The sequence below is a fragment of the Ignatzschineria larvae DSM 13226 genome (genome assembly GCF_038500265.1).
In the GTDB taxonomy this organism is placed as follows: domain Bacteria; phylum Pseudomonadota; class Gammaproteobacteria; order Cardiobacteriales; family Wohlfahrtiimonadaceae; genus Ignatzschineria; species Ignatzschineria larvae.
On sequence record NZ_CP150637.1, the window covers coordinates 799,832 to 818,588 of the forward strand.

Consider the following 18,757-nt stretch of genomic DNA (forward strand, 5'->3'; position numbering starts at 1 on the left):
TGTATGAAAAAATTTTTGAATTTATCTCTTTTTTTAGTGTCTATCTCTCACTATAGTGCTTTCGCTCAAAGCGAGTCTATGCTGGAGATCAACCCTAAAAATGCCCAATCTGAGAAACCTTCCACATTACAGTTAGAAGTAGAGGGAGCACCGAATAGCACTATTGGGGTCAGTGATGAGGCCGAAGAAGAGCCTCTGCGTTTTTATACTGAAGAGGGCAATATTGATAAGTATGATTTTATCGCTTCAGAGCTCATTGCTAATCAGAATGAAGCGGGAACTAACCCAGAATCTATCGTAGAAAATGGTCAAGATTCACAAGTGCTTAATCGTCGAATTCAGCTTGATCTAGCAGAGGGGAATATCGTTGAAGCATTACCGCTTATTCAAAAATTAGTCATTCAAGATCCAGCGAATCTTGCTAATTATAATTTATTAGCAGAAGCCTATGTGTTGACGGGCGCTTATGATGATGCCGCGAGAACTTATCATCATCTAGTAGAGATGCTCTATCTCACAGATGAGAGTGTCTTAATGCAATCGCCTTATTTTGCTATTCTCAAAAAATTCCACGAGTTTGGTTTACCGCTCGATGAGCAATTGATGATCTTTAAAGATCTAGCGGCAATGGAAGAGTATGATACTTTCCCGATGATTCTTTTAGCAGGATTCTTGATTGATAACTCTAAATTTTATGAGGCAGAGAGCTATCTTGAGCGCGCCTTACAGATTGATCCTTCAAATCCTAAAATCTATACACTCTACTCATTTATCTATTGGAATGAAGGCACGCCGGAAAAAGCGGTTGCACTTTTAGAGGAAGCTTACAATAAGTATCAAAATCCTGAGATCGGATTAGAGCTTGCCAATGCCTTGATAGCCAATTTCGAGTATGAACGTGCTTATAAACAGTTAGTAAGCTTAATGATTTTGACTAATGAAGCACCGGTGGTTTTTGAGAAATTTATCGGGATGGCTTATGTGATGGGCAATTATGATAATATTCAAAATATGCTCAATATGCGCTTAGATCAGCCAGAAGTCTTGACGCGGGCAGTGTTGAATCTTTTCTATTTTTCCGAAATTTTAGGTAATAGTGAAAACTTACTGCAAGTATTGCCGGAGATCGATGACCCAACGCCGGAATATGCCGAAGCGATTGCTACGATTAAAGCGAAAGTCGCCTTATTAGCCAAAGATTATACACTCTTTAATCAATATTTTGATGAGATGGAAGCATTAGGCAATAGTAGCGAAGCCGAGTTAGCCTTGAAAAAGATGTTAATGCTACAAGGTACAGAAGAGTATGATCTTCTCGATGAAGCATTAGCAGAAGATGGGGAGTTATTGGCTGAAGAAAACTCTGCAAATTTAGCTTTCTTGCGGGCAATGAGTGCTTTTGGACATCAAGATTATGACAAGATGGTAGAGATCTTCCGGGAAGAGATCCGTCAAAATCCCCAAGATCCAATTGCTTATAATGCGTTAGGTTTTTCGCTTGTGGAGATCGATCCCAAAAACGCTGTGGAAGCATTACCGCTCATTACCAAAGCGAACTTAATGATGCCAGGGCAAGATTTTATTGAGGATAGCCTTGCGTGGACTTACTATCAACTAGGGGATTTAGCCCGTGCTGAGAAATATATCAAAAAGGCCTATCATAAAAATAAAGATCCTGAAATTATTAGCCACTATATTGTCATTTTAGATGCCTTGGGTAAAAAAGCACAGGCAGAAGAGCTTTATCGCAAATTTAATCTCTTTTTTCGAAATTCTGATAAGCGGGCAATTTTATTGGATAATGTAAATTGGATTAAAGATATTACACCCAGTAATAGTGTGACAATTCAATATCGAGATAATGGCTATCAAAAAAATTTAAAGTAGTCAGATAATAGAGGTTAGAGAGATGGGACAACAATTTCGAGGACGCGCTTATTCTTTTTGGAGGAAGTTTTTCTGTTTATTGCTATTGAATTTATTTGTGTTAGGGCAGAGTGCTTTTGCCGCAACAGTCGTCGGGACGGGAAAGGCAGAGCAGCGTAATGGCGAGATGTTAATTACATTTCCCTTGAGTCAACAGATTAAATTCAATAGCTTCCGGCTACAAAATCCGCATCGCTTAGTGATTGATATTCCGAATGCACAATTGCAACGGAAAGTGACCGCATTACCCATCTCATCAGGTGTTGTTGCCGGCGTGCGACTTGGAACACAACAGGGGACTGATTTACGGATTGTCGTTGATTTGAATAATGCCTCCGTACCTGCAAGTGCCGCTGTTGTTAGAGGTCATGCAGGTTATGAACTTGTGATAGCTGTGGGTTTAAGTGCGGGTAGTGTGCAGCAAGATTTAGCAGCCGCTGGGCAAACAGTGGTGACAAAACCTCAAGAGATTCAAGTAGCGAAAAGCGTACCGAAGAAGAATATTTTGATCGTCATCGATCCCGGTCATGGCGGGAAAGATCCGGGTGCTCATGGTAAGGCTGGTACAAGAGAGAAAGATGTGGTCTTGCAAATTGCTAAGATTCTGCAAACCAAGATTAATCAACAGCCGAATATGAAGGCGATTTTGACGCGTAATAATGATACTTTTATTCCACTTCGGGAGCGAGTTTTGATTGCGCGTCGCAATAAGGCGGATATGTTTATCTCAATTCACGCAGATGCAGGTTCCTCTAAAGCCGATGGCGCTTCCGTTTATATTCTTTCAACAAGTGGCGCTTCGAGTGAAGCTGCGCGTCTTTTAGCGCAAGCCGAGAATCAGTCGGATCTCATTGGGGGCGTTAAAATCTCTGATAAAGATAATGCCATTGCCTCGATGTTGTTAGACTTATCGCAAGAAGCGACGATTGAATCTTCTAATGCATTAGGGAAACATATTCTTAAAAATCTAAGTAGACACGCGAACCTTCATAAGCGACAAGTAGAACGGGCGGGGTTTGCGGTATTAAAAGCGCCGGATATCCCTTCGGTATTAGTGGAAACAGGCTTTATCTCTAACCCAAAAGAAGAGCAGAATCTACGCAGTAAAAAACATCAAACCCGCTTAGCAGAGGATATTTTACAGGGGATTAAAGATTACTATAAAGAGCGACCTGCAACGGAGCTTGTCTATAAAACAGTGGTTCAAAAACAGGATAATTCCCGTTTACAACCGCAAGTACCTACGCCGAAGTTAGTGGCGCCGAAAGTGACGCCACAAGCTGAGATTAAAATGCCAGAGTTGCGTTTAGAATCGAGTAGCCAAGGAGCGGTCACCAATATCACTGAGCGCTCTGTGACAGCTTCAGTTGCAGAACCACCACCTATGAGTATTGGTGTACAATTCCCAGAACCTTCGGCACCAATAGAGTTGATCTCAAATAGCACAACGAAAGAGTATTTGACACAGCGTGGTGAGAGTTTAGCGGATATTGCAAGGAAATATGGCATTAGTGAAAGCACTTTAAAGCGGGCGAATAACTTGCCGGATAATCAATTACGTGTTCCTGTTGGTACTAGATTAGTTATTCCTCAATAGGATAATGCTTCGCTGATTGGGTATCATTAATAAAGGCGATCTAGAGATTAATGCTAGATCGCCTTTTACTTTTCGATTTCACTTTTCGGCTTTGCTTTTCAGTTATATAGTAAGATCGGTTCAAAATAAGCTTATTTAAATGCCGGCGCATCAGCTGATAGAGGCAAAGAAGCTGTTCTATCCGGCATTTTACAAGTGTTGGTGAGTCAGGTTTTATCTTTTTTAAACCCCTGCGCTAGCTGTTTAAAAGCCATTTTTATGACACCAAATTGACTATCATTTTCAGTTACAAGATTCATCTCGGAATGTGATAGGGATTAAGCCGCCGCTCTTTTTCGTGCAGTAATGATATAGCCTCGAGTACGATTATAGCAAAAGGCAATTAAGAAGAGCGCCGCTTGTGTTAAGACAATACAAGGGCCGGTTTCTGCATCGATATGAAAACTGACTAATACCCCGATAAAAGAGGAGAGAATCGCCGAGATAATGGCAATGAGCATCATAATCGGAAAGCGTTTAGTCATCAAAAAACCGATAATGCCGGGGGCGACTAACATCGCAATGACGAGAATAACGCCGACTGCTTGTAGAGATGCCACAATGCTGAGCGCTAAAAGAATCAGAAGCGTATAGTGAAGCAGTTTCACCGGTAGGCCAATTACCTGTGCTTGAACAGGATCGAAGCTGTAGAGCATAAAATCTTTCCGTTTTACAGCAATAATTACTAGCGTAATAATGGCGATAATAATAATTTGCCATAATTCTGACGGTAGAATCCCAAGGATATTACCAAAAAGCACATGATTGAGGTGCTGATCGGTTTTAACGAAAGTAAAGAGAAAGAGCCCCAGTGCAAAGAGTCCGGAGAAGACTATTCCTAATACCGCATCTTCTTTAACTCGGCTATTCGCCCTAATATAACCCGTTGCAACAGCGCAAAAAAGCCCAGAGATAAAGGCGCCGATCACAATCGGAATCCCGAGGGTAAATGCAATGACAATTCCGGGTAATACCGCATGAGAAATAGCATCTCCCATCAGTGCCCAACCTTTAAGAATGAGGTAACAAGAGAGTACAGCACAAACAATGCCGGCGATCATCGCACCGAGTAAGGCTTGTTGCATAAAGGGATAGTGAAGTGGCACTAAAATGATTGATTCAATCATGATGATACCTCCTGAGTGTTATTATCTTGTGCAATCCGAATGGCGCGTCTTTTTGCAAGTTGTCCATGTTTAGGCGCAAAGAGAAAGGCAAAGAGGAATACACTCGATTGTAAAACAACAATGAGACTTCCTGTTGAACCGCCGGGAAGAAAGAAACTGACATAAGCGCCGATGAAGCTAGTGAGTGCGCCTATAAGAATTGACAAGCTCAACATTACGCCAAAGCGATCGGTTAATAGATAAGCTGTAGCACCCGGTGTAATAACCATTGCAATGACCAGAATAGCGCCCACTGTTTGTAGCGCTGCGACAGTACAAGCGCTTAATAATACAAAGAAGAGGATTTTCAGGCGATGAACTGGTAAGCCAATTGTAGAGGCTTGTACTTCATCGAAGAAGAGAAGCATAAGATCTTTCCAGTAGAAGAAGAGTACGCCGATAGCAATAATAGTAATAATGGTTGCTTGCCAGGCATCACCATCAGAAATACCAAGTACATTACCAAAGATAATAGAATTGACATTAATATGGGTAGGATTGAGCGAAATGATCAGTAACCCTGCTGCAAAAAAGCTACTAAAGACAAGACCAATAATGGCATCTTCTCGGAGTTTGGTAAAATGCTTTACAAGCCCCATTGCCAGCGCCGCTAAGATTCCGGTAAAAAATGCCCCAATTGCATAAGGGAGATTAAGCGCATAAGCGCCGGCAACCCCTGGTACAACGGAGTGAGAGAGCGCATCCCCCATTAATGACCAGCCTTTGAGTACTAAATAAGTGGAGAGAAAAGCACAGGCTGCGCCGACTAAAAGGCACATAATAATCGCTTTAACCATATATTGGTATTCAAAGGGTTCGAGTAATATTGCTAAGGACATTACGACACCTCCTTACCTGTAGAAGGATGATCGGAAGATTGATCAGCCGAATTTTTCATCGTGGTGGCACTACTTGCTTGGCAACTATTTTCAGGGTTTTGGAACTGTTTGGGCATCCTTAATGAATTCACACAGGGGATAGCCCGAGACTTTTTGAGGTTTTGCGCATTTTCACAGCCATAAAAGACCGCAGGACGTTCATCATCGGTTAAGACCGTTACACTACGCGGATCATCATCATCGTGTAGATGATCGCCTTGTAGTGAGATTTCCCGTAATACGCCGCCGAAAGTCTGTGTTAAATTCTCTTGTGTATAGGTGGTTTCGGTCGGTCCTTGTGCTAATACTGTTTGATTGAGCAGAATAACCTGGTCACAAAATTCGGGAATTGAGCCAAGATTATGAGTAGAAACAAGCATCAGATAACCCTCTTCTCGAAGTGAGATCAATAGTTCGATAATGCTATCTTCTGTTTTTAGGTCAACGCCGGTGAAAGGTTCATCAAGGAGAAGTATGCGGCTCTCTTGGGCAAGAGCTCTTGCGAGGAATACTCGTTTTTTTTGGCCACCGGAGAGTTCACCGATCTGTCTTTTACGAAAGGGAAGTAGATCTACTCGAACAAGCGCTTCCTCTACCATTTTGTGATCTTGTTTAGAGGGGATTCGTAAAAACCCCATCTTTCCATAGCGTCCCATCATCACCACATCTTCCACTAAGACAGGGAAATTCCAATCTACCTCTTCTGTTTGGGGTACATAGGCAATTTGATTCGCTTTGAGCGCCGCTTTAATCGGCATGCCACCAATGGTAATTGACCCTTCAGTCGGGGTAACAAGCCCCATAATGGATTTAAAGAGCGTTGATTTACCACTTCCATTGACGCCCACTAAGCCACAGATCGTCCCTGAGTCTAGGCGGAAATTGACATCGAAAATGGCTCGATGGCCATTATTATAAGTTACGGAAACATTATCAACAACGATACTCATTCTAAGTTAAATCCTTTCACAATAGTTTCAACAGTGGTTTGTAATAGATCGATATAGGTGGGAACAGGACCATTCTCTTCAGAGAGAGAGTCGACATAGAGTACGCCACCATATTGTGCGCCTGTCTCTTTAGCGACTTGTTTCGCTGGTTTATCGGAGATGGTACTTTCACTAAAAAGTACCGGGATTTGATTGGCGCGGATGGTATCAATTAATCTTTTAACTTGCTGTGGTGAGCCTTCTTCATCGGCATTGATCGGCCAGAGATAAGCTTCCTTAAGATTATAATCTTGTGCTAAATAACCAAAGGCTCCTTCACTAGTGACTAACCAGCGTTTCTCTTCAGGGATTTGATCAAGCTTAGCACGAAGAGGGGCATCGAGTGCTTTAATCTCTTCGGCATAACGTGCCGCATTAGCATTATAAGTTTCGGCATTATCAGGATCATATTCAACGAGTGCTTTACGAATATTCTCAATATAGACAAGGGCATTATTGGGGCTCATCCAGGCGTGAGGGTTAGGCATACCTTCATAGTCACCTTCATAGATAGAGAGCGGCGTAATCCCTTCAGTGACGACCACAGAGGGAACATTGCGAATACTTTGGAAGAAGCGTTCAAACCAACGCTCTAGATTCAGACCATTCCAGAGAATAAGTTGCGCATCTTGCGCCTTTACTAAGTCTTTCGGGGTCGGTTGATAATCATGAATTTCCGCGCCGGGCTTGGTAATGGATTCCACAATCGCCGCATCACCCGCTATATTTTGGGCAATATCTTGAATGATGGTAAAGGTTGTGATAACTTTAAAAGGTTCCTTGGCAAAAGATATTCCACTTGCCAGCGCAAACAAGCTACTCAATAGCATTACTTTCATCCATTTGCGTGACCATTTCCCTTTTCTAAATTTTCTATTTCCCATATTGCAAGCCCTCCTAAGACTTTTATTTGATAATCATTCTCATTTGTAAATTTATATTATTTAGGTTAAAAGGTCAAAGATTATTTATTAAAAACCATTTGGAAAATTGCCTTTAAACTGAATATATTAAGATCAATAATCACTTTGGCTAGGTAACTACGGAAAGTAGATCATTCATAATAAACCATATAAATCAGACAGTAAAAGGAATCACTAAATAGATTTTGGGATATTTTGTAGTTTGTCATTAGTTTTTAAATTTAAATGATTTAAAAATAATATATGGGATTAATTGAATAAGTGTAGTAGAAATACTTTTTTGAGAAGTTAACGATAACTTATCGATCCATCGTAGGTGAATTTTCTTTAATAAATTCTTCTAATAGATTTTTTTAATAAAAAGCCAATCTCGTAAGATTGGCTTTAGTGTTACACGATTAAAATCAGTTTTTATTCAGTGTTTACCCCAAATAATGAGATTAGAACCCCCCATTATAAGCCGCGTTATAGATAGTGAAGATATCCTCTTTCTCTAACTTCAGGGGACTTCTTACTAAAAGACGTGTTTGTTTTAATGCATCAACTGTTAAACCTTCTAAATGGCGCTCTTCAATGGCAAATTCTTGTAGGGAATTAGGGATATTCACTGTTTTAACTAATTGCTGTAGGGCAATAATAGTCAATTTTGCCCCTTCAGGGATTGTTAATCTTCCAAGATCAAGGCCGATGACTTTACCAATATCACATAATCTTGCTTCACAAGCATCGCTAATATACTCAAGCACATAAGGGAGCAGAAGCGCATTTGATTCGCCATGACTAATATGGAATTGTCCGCCGAGAGGATAGGCCAGTGCATGAACGCCCGCAACGCCTGCATTAAAGAACGCAAGGCCGGCGAGGTAACTGCCATAACTCATATCTGTACGGGCTTCGACATCATGACCATCTGCATACGCTTTGGGCAATGAATGATAGATTAGAGAAATCGCTTTAAGGGAAAACTGATCGCTAATAGGATCGGCATTGATTGAGAGATAGGCTTCAACAGCATGCGTGAGGGCATCAATGCCGGTTGCCGCTGTGACTCTTGGGGGCACGCTTTGTGTTAATGCCGGATCTAAAATGGCGATATCGGCTAAGAGATAATCGTGGGCAATGACATCTTTACTTGATTCTAACGAGAGCACAGAAATATTGGTGACTTCTGAACCGGTACCTGACGTGGTCGGAATCATAATAGAGGGGAGGCCTTTATGGGTTAAGGTTAAATGACCACTTAAATTAAGATAATCGGCGACTTTCCCCTCATGAGTGGCGAGTACCGCCACCAGTTTTGCTAAATCTAAAGCGCTGCCACCACCGATGCCGATAATAAGGTCTGCTTCATTTTGCCGAGCAAATTCCACAATACGTTCGCCTAGAGTAAGACTGGGCTCGGGTTCTATCTCTGAGAAAATGGCTATTTGATATTGGGCAAGCAGGGTTGTGAATTGTTCGATCTGACCACTTTTAATGAGAAAAGGATCGGCAATAAGCATAATATTACGTACCGCTAGTTTGTCGATGATTTCCGGGAGTTTTTGGCAAGCATTCCAACCATGATAGGTTTGGGGCACGAGCGTTGTTTTCGCAATCATAGGTATTTCCTTTAGCTAAGGTAGTTAAATAGGATAGTTAAAATTTATTTTAAGATAAAATTGTTATTTTATAAAAATCACAAAACGATTTACGTCTTTTTACTCTATTTATTTTTGGTTTGTTGAAATAGATTTTTGAAATAGGTTCGGTGCCGGTGAGTGTTACATCCATGTAACATTTGCGCCAGGTGAGCGATCTCACCCGCACCGAAGTTCAGTGATGATCTTTTGGGATTGTTTTACTATTTTGTCTCATTTATTGTTGTCGAGGTTGCGGTATCAAGTCCATTGATCGTAGCATTAGGCTGATCTATAGTTGGGTCTGTAGCTTGGTCTGTAGGTTGATCCTTGGTGAAAGTATGATCAACAGAGCCTTTAAAGAAATTGCGACCATAGATCAAAAGGCAGAGCAGTACACCAGCACCAAATGCCCAGCTTGCACCCTTAATACAGAGAATCGCTGCGACAACACCGGCAATGCCTAAGTCTGTTTGACTGCGGGCTTCAAGCACACCGACTTTAACATTCACATATCCTTGAATTAAGAGCGTGAGCGCTAATGCAACCCCTAAAATGGGTTGTACAAGCGTCACGATGGGTAAAAGAAGTAACCCAGTATTGGTGCCCCAGCGGAATGAACCCACGCCACCAAAGAGCGAATCCATTGCTTTACGCCCCTTTTTCCAACGTTCGATCATCACAACTTGCATTGCTGACCAGATTGGACCACACATTGTGACATCAGGGCCAATAATACTCATTGCTGAATTGCGTCCACCAAAGATAAGATGCGCACGATCGCTGCGATAATCGATCTTTTCATCAGGACGATGACGTTGGCCCTCTTTGATTAGCGCTTGATTCTGCAAAATATCACCAAATAGCACAATATAAGTGGCTAATACGGTTGGAATCGCTGTAATAAACATCATAATCGGAGGGAATCCGAGGCCGAATACGGTATATTCTTTCCATAAACGGGTAAAGTCAGGTGCTGAAAATCCCCATTCAATGGTAGGCCAAGAGGCTTCACCGGTAAGAGGGGCAATGATGACTGCGAGAATAATAATTGGAAAAATCCCGAGCTGGGCAAGCAGTTTGAGTGCTCTATTTTTCTTCTGAATTTTCTGAAATTGTTGAGAAAAGAGCAGATAGAAAGCAATACCAACGGCAATGGTAATTGTAATCGGAAAATTCTCAAAGCGACCACCGACCGCAAAGATAGAGATAATCGCCGCAATTCCAGCACCCATTACAATGCCGCATTTGATGGCATGGGGAATATAGCGAACCATTTTATTAGAGAGCTTTGTCACCCCTAAGAAGATAGAGAAGAGCCCAAGCATCATTTGTAGCGCAATGAGTGAATAAACCCGTTCAGGTCCTTCAGGGAATTGGGAGCAGTAGAGGATAATCAACGGGATTGCCGGTGTAATCCAGCCCGGTACACAGGGATCCCCTAAAAGGTGATGGGTTAAATAGAAAAGACCATTCAACATCACAATGGCTAAGGCAACCTCAAAGGGCATTCCAAGTAGGGTGACTAATAGCGGAATAGCAGCAAGATCCACCGCGCACATGAGTAAACCTTGAATATAATCAGGCCACTCAAAGCGGTAATGAATAAAAGGTAAACGTAATTGAAAAGGCCCGAGTGGAATATAGGGGCTCTCTTCACCCGGCGTGCGGGTTTTCCATTTGGCGAATGACATTGGGATCTCCTTATTGAGTGGTCTACTATTTTTATTGTTATCAGTCTGTTTATAGGTTCTATGTTTCTTAGGTTTTTGTATACGTATTCATCTTCAAGCGTAACATTCTGTTTTATAAGTGTTGATATGCTGTTGTTTAGGAAAAACAGTAAGAGTGTTATTTTATTTATGCAAAATTCCAAGAAATGTATACGTATTCAAATCTATATCATGAAATAAATTCAATGGTCAAATAAATCCTAATGACGTCATTAAAATTTTTACTGATTATGATAGTAATGTGCCGCGATCAAATACTTCTGGTTGGAGGGTAATAGCGATATTTTGAGTGTCATGCATTTCGATTTGATCGATTAATAATTTAATCGCCACTTCCCCCAGATTATGAGATGTGCCTACGGTGGTGAGTTCTATATAGGCGTGTTGGGCTAATTCTACATTATCAATGCCCATAATGCCGATCTCTTCAGGGCAATGAATCCCCTTATTTTTAAGAAGATTAAGGAGCTGCAGAGCGATGGAATCTGTGGCCGCTGCGATGGCTTTTTTCCCGGGTGTTTGTGTATACCACTGCATTATTTGAGAGAGAAGAATTTCTTCATCTAAATGCTCAGCTTGATAGATGATGTCAGAGGTGAGATCTGCTAGGTAGAGTTGCCGATAAGTTTCGATAAATCCATTGAATCGATAGAGAAAAGTACTTGCCTTAAGATTACCACCCACCCAAAAAAGCGATTGATAACCTTTCATTTTAAGCCATTGACATACCATTCTGCCGGCTAAAAAATTATCAAATTCCACATAATTAAGCTTTTCTTGATGCCGACGATTAAAGCTAATAAATGGAATATTAAGCTCTTTGAGTTGTTCAAATATCGGATCATCGTAGAGAATACAAGACATAATCAAGCCATCAGGCCGCTGTGTGAGTGCAAGTTTATAGATTTCGTGAATATCAACATCATTGGCAAAGAGAATATTGACTTTATAACCTCGTTCTGTGGCATGTTCAACGATGGCCGCAGTGGAATCGACAAAAAAAGGATTCTCTAAGGGGCCTGAAATAAGGGTTATGACATTAGAGCGACCGGAAACTAATTGCCGCGCATTTTGATTCGGGACATAACCTAATTGGGTAATAGCGGCATAGACTCTCTCTCTTGTTGTTGCCTCGACTTTCTCGGGATGGTTCAGGACGCGCGAGACCGTTGCTTGTGAGACTTTTGCAAGGCGAGCGACATCGACAGAAGAGGGGCGTTTTTGAGAGCGTGTATTCTTGGGCATATTCACAATAGGACCTATTTCATAATCGGATCATTAAAAAGAAGGCTGTTAACAATGAAATCTATTACAGTTCTGAAGGTTAATGAGGATTATGACATTAAAACGGATTAAGCAGATGGCTAATCTTTACATTTTATCTTTTTTAGCAAGGCTAAATGAAGAATCTTTCGAAGAATATTTTGTTTATTTCGAAGGTCTAGGGTCTTTACATCCTCACAGATCTTTTTGGATATCGCAATAATCTTCTATATAATGGCAATAAATGTATTGTTTATTAAACAATTGTTGGTTTATTTATGTTTTGCATCTTGTGTTTATTCATCTTGTATTTTCATCTTTCATTTTACAGTTTATTGGCTGTAAGCCTGAGATCTCACCTGATGGATATGCAGCATAGATAAGCACTAATAACGATACCTCACGTTTAGCACACTATGTCGCTTGGCAGGTGTCTTTATTTAAATCAATGAAGGAGATGTTATGCAATTAACCCCTCGGGAAATGGAAAAATTAATGATTTATACCCTTGCCGATGTTGCAGAGAAGCGACGTGCGCGTGGTTTGAAACTCAATTATCCAGAAGCGGTCGCTATTATCACTGTCACTGCCTTAGAAGGCGCGAGAGATGGTAAGAGTGTAGAAGATGTTATGAAAGAAGCGGCCATGGTCTTGACGAAAGAGGATGTGATGGAAGGCGTAGGCGATCTCATTCCTCAAGTACAAGTGGAAGCGATTTTTACCGATGGTACACGCTTGGTAACCGTTCATAACCCGATCAAGTAGGCTGAATCATAGGTTAGTCAGCCTTCAATTGATCTCAAATTTAAGGACCCCGTTACTAGATGCGCTATTTTATCAGCGCTCAGAAGGAGATAGAACAATGAGTGATAATAAACAAGATCAAACAACAGCCGCTGCAGTGACATCCGCAAAGTCTAAAAAGACCGGAGTATCTAAATCAGCCTCAACATCCAAATCAATCAGCGGTAGTAAAACTAAAACGCCAACCGCGAAGAAAGTCACCAAACAATCAGTTGCGGCCCAAGTTGAAATTCCAACGCCTTTAGGTGGCTTAATTCTTGCAGATACCCCCATTACTTTTAATGAAGATAGACCTGTTACGACTTTGAAAGTACGTAATACGGGGGATCGACCTATTCAAATTGGTTCTCATTTTCACTTTTTTGAGGTAAATCGTGCACTTGAGTTTGATCGGGAAGCGGCTTATGGGAAGCGGCTGAATATTGCTTCCACTACTGCAATTCGCTTTGAACCCGGTGATGAGATTGAAGTGTCCCTCATTCCTTTTGGCGGTACACAAGCAGTGTATGGCTTTAATAATATTGTAGATGGCTGGGCGGGCGAGAATGTCGCTAATAGTGAGCGTCCTGCTAAGAAGATTGCACTTGATAATGCGATTGCGCATGGGTTTAAAAATAGCACAGAGTAAATTGCGCAGCACAAAATAATAGGGCGTAAATAGCCTGTTAGTAGCATTTCTCATGAGTGATGACGATTTTATGACGATATTGAGTCAATATTGAATAGATAAGAAGGAACAAAAAGATGCCTCAAATTTCAAGACAAGAATATAGCGGTTTATTTGGACCAACGGTTGGCGATAAAATTCGATTAGGAGATACCAATCTCTATATCGAGATTGAGAAGGATCTTCGGGGTTATGGTGAAGAGTCCGTTTATGGCGGAGGGAAATCTCTACGGGATGGAATGGGCGCGAATAATACATTTACCCGTGATAATGGCGTGTTAGATCTCGTGATCACTAATGTCACGATTATCGACCCTTATCTTGGCGTTATTAAAGCGGATGTGGGCATTAAAGATGGTAAGATTGCCGGCATTGGTAAAAGTGGTAACCCACATGTGCAAGATCATATTACGCCGGGAATGGTCGTCGGTGTCTCAACGGATGCTATTTCAGGTGAACATCTGATCCTCACGGCAGCAGGGATCGATACTCATATCCATTTTATTGCGCCGCAACAAGCTTATGAAGCGCTCTCTAATGGTGTCACGACTTTCTTTGGTGGCGGAGTCGGCCCGACAGATGGTTCAAATGGCACGACGGTTACTGCAGGTTCTTGGCATATTCGCTCGATGCTGAGAGCGGTAGAAGGATTGCCCATTAATGTGGGTCTATTAGGTAAAGGGCATTCATTTGCACGGGATCCGCTCATTGAACAGATTGTGGCAGGTGTTGCGGGACTCAAAGTCCATGAAGATTGGGGCGCAACCGGGAGTGCGATACGTCATGCACTTCGAGTCGCTGATGAGTATGATATTCAAGTAGCGGTGCATACCGATAGTCTTAACGAAGGTGGCTATGTAGAAGATACGATCGAAGCTTTTGAAGGACGGACGATCCATACGTTCCATACAGAAGGTGCCGGCGGTGGTCATGCGCCTGATATTCTGAAAGTGGTGAGTCAATCGAATGTATTACCTAGCTCAACGAATCCAACGTTACCCTTTGGTGTGAATAGTCAGGCTGAGCTCTTTGATATGATTATGGTCTGTCATAATCTTAATCCTAATATTCCATCAGATGTGGCATTTGCTGAGAGCCGAGTACGTCCTGAAACCATTGCTGCAGAGAATGTACTTCACGATATGGGTGTGATCTCAATGTTCTCAAGTGACTCACAAGCGATGGGGCGAGTGGGGGAAAACTGGTTGCGGGTTATTCAAACGGCACATGCGATGAAAGCCGCGCGTGGAAAGCTGCCGCAGGATGCACCGGGGAATGATAATTTCCGAGTATTACGTTACGTCTCTAAAATCACCATTAATCCGGCGATTGCACAGGGTGTCAGCCATGTTCTCGGTTCAGTAACCGTTGGGAAAATGGCAGATTTAGTCCTTTGGGATCCTCGTTTCTTTGGGGCGAAACCAAAATTAGTCATCAAGGGCGGCATGATCAATTGGGCGGCGATGGGAGATCCAAATGCTTCGCTTCCAACCCCTCAACCTGTTTTCTATCGGCCTATGTTTGGCGCAATGGGTAAAACATTGCAAGATACCTGCGTGACCTTTGTTTCACAGGCGGCGATGGATGATGGTATTAAAGAGAAAGCAGGACTTGAGAAGCAAGTGATGGCAGTGAAAAATTGTCGAGCGATTAGCAAAAAAGATCTCGTTCGCAACGATGAAACACCGCATATTGATGTTGATCCTGAAACCTTTGCAGTGAAAGTAAACGGGGAGCATGCGACGTGCCCACCAGTACAGGATGCTGCGATGAATCAACGTTATTTCTTTAGTTAAATCAGTTTGTTGTAGTAAATCTTTTAAGTCGATTAAGTCGATAAAACAATCGAACTAGATAGAGGCTCTGCTTGCTCTACTGCAGGTAGAGCTTTAATAAAGAGATACTCAAAAGCTATTTTAAGGATAGCTGAGAAGATGAAGTTCACCATAGAGGAAGCGTTAAATGATTATTATTGAGAAGGTTTTAGGAAATATTAAAGAAGATAGCACTTGGCAAGCCCGCAAAAAAGAGAGTCAAGTGGATATCTTAAGGCTCGATCAACATGAAGCACAAAAGAGTCGTTGCCGTAAACATACTGAAAAAGGGCAGGATCTCGGTATCGCATTAGATCGTAATGTGCTTCTCGCAGATGGGGATGTACTCTTTTATGATGAGGCGACTAATACAATGATTATTGTGGAGATTTCATTGCGGGATGTCTTAGTCGTGGATCTCTCCCATCTTGCAACGATGCCGGTGGATGCGCAAATTCGTGTGAGTTTTGAATTAGGGCATGCGTTAGGGAATCAACATTGGAAAGCGGTGTTAAAAGAGAATCATGTCTATGTCCCCCTTTCGGTGAGCAAAGAGGTGATGGCCTCTGTCATGCGTACCCATGGTTTTGATGAAACGGCGTTTAAATTTGTGCCTGGAGGAGAGATTCTTCCTAAAATGAGCCGCTCAGAAGCCCGTCTACTCTTTGGGGGATCAGAAGAGACTCATACCCATGTTCACGTTTCACCGCAAGGGCATCCATATAGTCATTCTCATGACGATCATCATCACGATCATGATCATAACCATAGCCACGAAGCGCATCATGAGCATAGTCATGAACATCATCATGGCGATCAGACCCATACACATTCCCATACACATCCGCACTCACACGATCATAAACATTAATCATATTGACTGACATTTGCCGATTTTTGATTTACTAATCAATACATTAACCGTCAATCTATCGTCATGCAAAGAGCGTTACGATCTTTATCCTTAACATTGAGGCAGGAAGATGAAAGCATCAGAGTTAATTCGAGTTCTACAATTTTCCGATTCGGCGCTTCCGATTGGAGGGTTTACCTTTTCGAATGGTGTGGAAGCGGCGATTCAGAAAGGTGTTGTTCACGATAAAGAGAGCTTAAAATCTTTTGTCCGAACCTCTTTAGAAGTGGCGGCTCATACTGATGGTATCGCTTTAACGGCAGCGCATCGCGCGGTGATTCAAACATTTCCCACAGAACTATTGTCGATGGATCAGTGTGAATTTGAGAGTGATCAGGTTAAAGCGTTAATGGCACAATTGATTCGGATTGATCGGGCCGTTTTAAATCGTAAGCTCAATGAAGAGGCTCGATTAATGACCACTCGAATGGGGAAGAAGCTCGCCGAGATTTCGGTGCATACTTTTGAGCATCCTCTGGTAGCTGCTTGGTTAGCGGAGATTAAAGCTGGTCATACGCCGGGAACGCAACCTATTACTCAAGCATTAGTGATGGCGGTGCAGCATATCCCTGAACGAGAAGTAATGGTTATGCATCAATATGGCATTGCGATGACGATTCTAAGCGCGGCGATGCGCTTAATGCGGGTAACTCACTATGAAACGCAACACATTCTCTTTGAGCTCAATGAGGAGATCGATCAGTTTTGCGATGTGGCAAGCTCAGGGGATATTACCGAGATGGCATCCTATGTGCCGGTGATTGATCTTTTAGCTGCGATTCATACGCAGTCATTTGTTCGCCTATTTATGAATTAGGGATGAAATTAGGGACGATGAAAGAATGGAATTTTGGTTAGAGAGCAATATGTTCAGCATAAATATGAGTACTAATAGCAGTATCAATAAGATCATTACAAGGAAATAGAAAAAATGAAAAAGATGACAAGAATTGGAATCGGCGGCCCTGTCGGATCTGGTAAAACCGCGATTATTGAAGTGATTACGCCAATTTTGATTGAACGTGGGGTTAAACCGCTTATCATTACCAATGATATCGTCACTACCGAAGATGCTAAGCAGGTAAAACGGACGTTGAAAGGGATTTTAGATGAAGAGAAGATCCTCGGCGTTGAAACAGGTGCGTGCCCTCATACAGCAGTCAGAGAAGATCCGAGTATGAATATTGCCGCAGTTGAGGAGATGGAAGAACGTTTCCCGGATAGCGATGTCATTATGATCGAAAGCGGTGGTGACAATCTAACATTAACCTTTAGTCCGGCATTAGCGGATTTCTATATCTATGTGATTGATGTGGCTGAAGGGGAGAAGATTCCTCGGAAAAATGGCCCTGGCTTAGTGCAAGCAGATATCCTCGTGATCAATAAGATTGATCTTGCCCCTTATGTCGGCGCAAGTTTAGAGGTGATGGAGCACGATACGAAAGTGGTGCGAGGGGATCGTCCTTATATCTTAACTAATTGTAAAACCGGAGAAGGTGTTACGGAATTGGTGGATATGATTATGGAAAAATTCCTCTTCACCCATCCGGCAAGTCAAGGTTAATTGAGGACGATTGTTAGATGTTATTAGATATTGTGGAATATCGTTAGAGATCATTTATGAATGGCTAAGGGGATAGATTGAGAGTGTAGATCATCCCCAATAACCCATTGTGTCATTGAGGTAGGAATAAGAGAGATGAGTCAAATCAGAGCAGAGATTGCCCAAATTCCATCACGATTAAAAGCACATCGTTTAGGGCTACAAGCGCGAGAGATGGCACCCTATCAAAGTGAGCCACCCCAAATGCCGAGTGGTTCTGTGGGGAAGAGTGGTTATCTGAAGTTGCGGTTTGCCGAAGGCGCTTATCGCAGCGAGTTAGTGGAGATGGAGCGGCGTGTTCCGTCACTAGCACAAAAAGCGCTCTATTGGGATGAGCTCATGCCACAGCTTCCTTGTGTCACGATGATCTCTACTTCCGGCGGATTACTGCAAGGGGATCGGCAAGCGCTCGATATCATTGTCGAGGAGGATGCCTGTGGTCACGTGACCACTCAATCAGCCACTAAGATTCATATGATGGATACCAACTATGCCACGCAATATCAGCGAATTGTTGTGAAAGCAGGAGGGTATTTAGAGTATCTACCGGATCCGATTATTCCGCATCGCCACGCGCGCTTTATCACAGATACCGAGATTTTGATCGATCCTACGGCGACGATGATCTATTCAGAAATCTTAATGTCAGGGCGGAAGCATCATCATCCTGATGAGCAGTTTGGCTTTGATATCTTCTCTTCAACCATTCGCGCTACTCGAATGGATACCGCTCGAATGAATGCCGCTCGAATGAATGCAAGGGGCACTGAAGAGGCCGACAATGGAGGCGTAGATCACGATAAGGATTCATATCAAATGCAAG

General features: G+C 42.2%; 14 protein-coding genes and 2 pseudogenes. 9 read left to right on the forward strand and 7 right to left on the reverse strand.

Annotated features, from left to right (window positions below; all coding sequences use genetic code 11):
* Positions 1-3: 3 nt before the first annotated feature.
* Both WMO13_RS03455 and WMO13_RS03460 read left to right on the forward strand, forming a co-directional pair.
* Complete coding sequence (locus WMO13_RS03455) at positions 4-1,887, forward strand: tetratricopeptide repeat protein (RefSeq protein WP_026879117.1); 1,884 nt, start codon at positions 4-6, stop codon at positions 1,885-1,887.
* A 22-nt stretch (positions 1,888-1,909) separates the two neighbouring features.
* Positions 1,910-3,523 (forward strand): N-acetylmuramoyl-L-alanine amidase, encoded by a 1,614-nt coding sequence (locus WMO13_RS03460; protein WP_051396251.1) that lies wholly within the window; start codon positions 1,910-1,912, stop codon positions 3,521-3,523.
* A gap of 317 nt (positions 3,524-3,840) precedes the next feature.
* Here WMO13_RS03460 and WMO13_RS03465 read toward each other — a convergent pair whose 3' ends face one another.
* The 7 genes and pseudogenes from WMO13_RS03465 to WMO13_RS03495 form a co-directional block, all read right to left on the reverse strand.
* Positions 3,841-4,692 (reverse strand): metal ABC transporter permease, encoded by an 852-nt coding sequence (locus WMO13_RS03465; RefSeq protein ID WP_026879116.1) that lies wholly within the window; start codon positions 4,690-4,692, stop codon positions 3,841-3,843.
* A complete protein-coding gene (locus WMO13_RS03470) occupies positions 4,686-5,567 on the reverse strand; it encodes a metal ABC transporter permease (protein WP_026879115.1) in 882 nt (293 codons plus the stop codon). The genes WMO13_RS03465 and WMO13_RS03470 overlap by 7 nt, the downstream gene beginning before the upstream one ends.
* A gap of 65 nt (positions 5,568-5,632) precedes the next feature.
* Positions 5,633-6,556: pseudogene (locus tag WMO13_RS03475) on the reverse strand (manganese/iron ABC transporter ATP-binding protein); the annotation flags it as partial.
* A complete protein-coding gene (locus WMO13_RS03480) occupies positions 6,553-7,425 on the reverse strand; it encodes a metal ABC transporter substrate-binding protein (RefSeq protein ID WP_245601161.1) in 873 nt (290 codons plus the stop codon). The pseudogene WMO13_RS03475 and the gene WMO13_RS03480, both read right to left, overlap by 4 nt.
* Before the next feature lie 533 nt (positions 7,426-7,958).
* The gene (locus WMO13_RS03485; RefSeq protein WP_034855832.1) at positions 7,959-9,119 is read right to left on the reverse strand and encodes an iron-containing alcohol dehydrogenase; all 1,161 of its coding nucleotides are present in this window, start codon (positions 9,117-9,119) and stop codon (positions 7,959-7,961) included.
* Between the two features lie 242 nt (positions 9,120-9,361).
* Complete coding sequence (locus tag WMO13_RS03490) at positions 9,362-10,831, reverse strand: hypothetical protein (protein WP_084331498.1); 1,470 nt, start codon at positions 10,829-10,831, stop codon at positions 9,362-9,364.
* A 267-nt stretch (positions 10,832-11,098) separates the two neighbouring features.
* Complete coding sequence (locus WMO13_RS03495; RefSeq protein WP_026879112.1) at positions 11,099-12,115, reverse strand: LacI family DNA-binding transcriptional regulator; 1,017 nt, start codon at positions 12,113-12,115, stop codon at positions 11,099-11,101.
* A 480-nt stretch (positions 12,116-12,595) separates the two neighbouring features.
* Between WMO13_RS03495 and WMO13_RS03500 the strand changes: the two genes are divergently transcribed.
* The 7 genes and pseudogenes from WMO13_RS03500 to WMO13_RS10650 form a co-directional block, all read left to right on the forward strand.
* Positions 12,596-12,898 (forward strand): urease subunit gamma, encoded by a 303-nt coding sequence (locus tag WMO13_RS03500; protein WP_026879111.1) that lies wholly within the window; start codon positions 12,596-12,598, stop codon positions 12,896-12,898.
* Positions 12,899-12,995: 97 nt separating this feature from the next.
* Entirely contained in the window at positions 12,996-13,565 is a 570-nt protein-coding gene (locus WMO13_RS03505) for an urease subunit beta (RefSeq protein WP_084331497.1), read from the forward strand.
* A gap of 116 nt (positions 13,566-13,681) precedes the next feature.
* Positions 13,682-15,400 (forward strand): urease subunit alpha, encoded by a 1,719-nt coding sequence (locus tag WMO13_RS03510; protein ID WP_026879109.1) that lies wholly within the window; start codon positions 13,682-13,684, stop codon positions 15,398-15,400.
* Positions 15,401-15,566: 166 nt separating this feature from the next.
* Positions 15,567-16,289 carry an urease accessory protein UreE gene (ureE, locus tag WMO13_RS03515; RefSeq protein ID WP_026879108.1) on the forward strand — a complete coding sequence of 241 codons (723 nt, stop codon included), beginning with the start codon at positions 15,567-15,569 and terminating at the stop codon, positions 16,287-16,289.
* A 112-nt stretch (positions 16,290-16,401) separates the two neighbouring features.
* Positions 16,402-17,148 carry an urease accessory protein UreF gene (locus WMO13_RS03520; RefSeq protein ID WP_026879107.1) on the forward strand — a complete coding sequence of 249 codons (747 nt, stop codon included), beginning with the start codon at positions 16,402-16,404 and terminating at the stop codon, positions 17,146-17,148.
* A 114-nt stretch (positions 17,149-17,262) separates the two neighbouring features.
* Entirely contained in the window at positions 17,263-17,895 is a 633-nt protein-coding gene (ureG, locus tag WMO13_RS03525) for an urease accessory protein UreG (RefSeq protein WP_026879106.1), read from the forward strand.
* A gap of 402 nt (positions 17,896-18,297) precedes the next feature.
* A pseudogene (locus WMO13_RS10650) lies at positions 18,298-18,600 on the forward strand (urease accessory protein UreD); the annotation flags it as partial.
* Positions 18,601-18,757 lie beyond the last annotated feature (157 nt).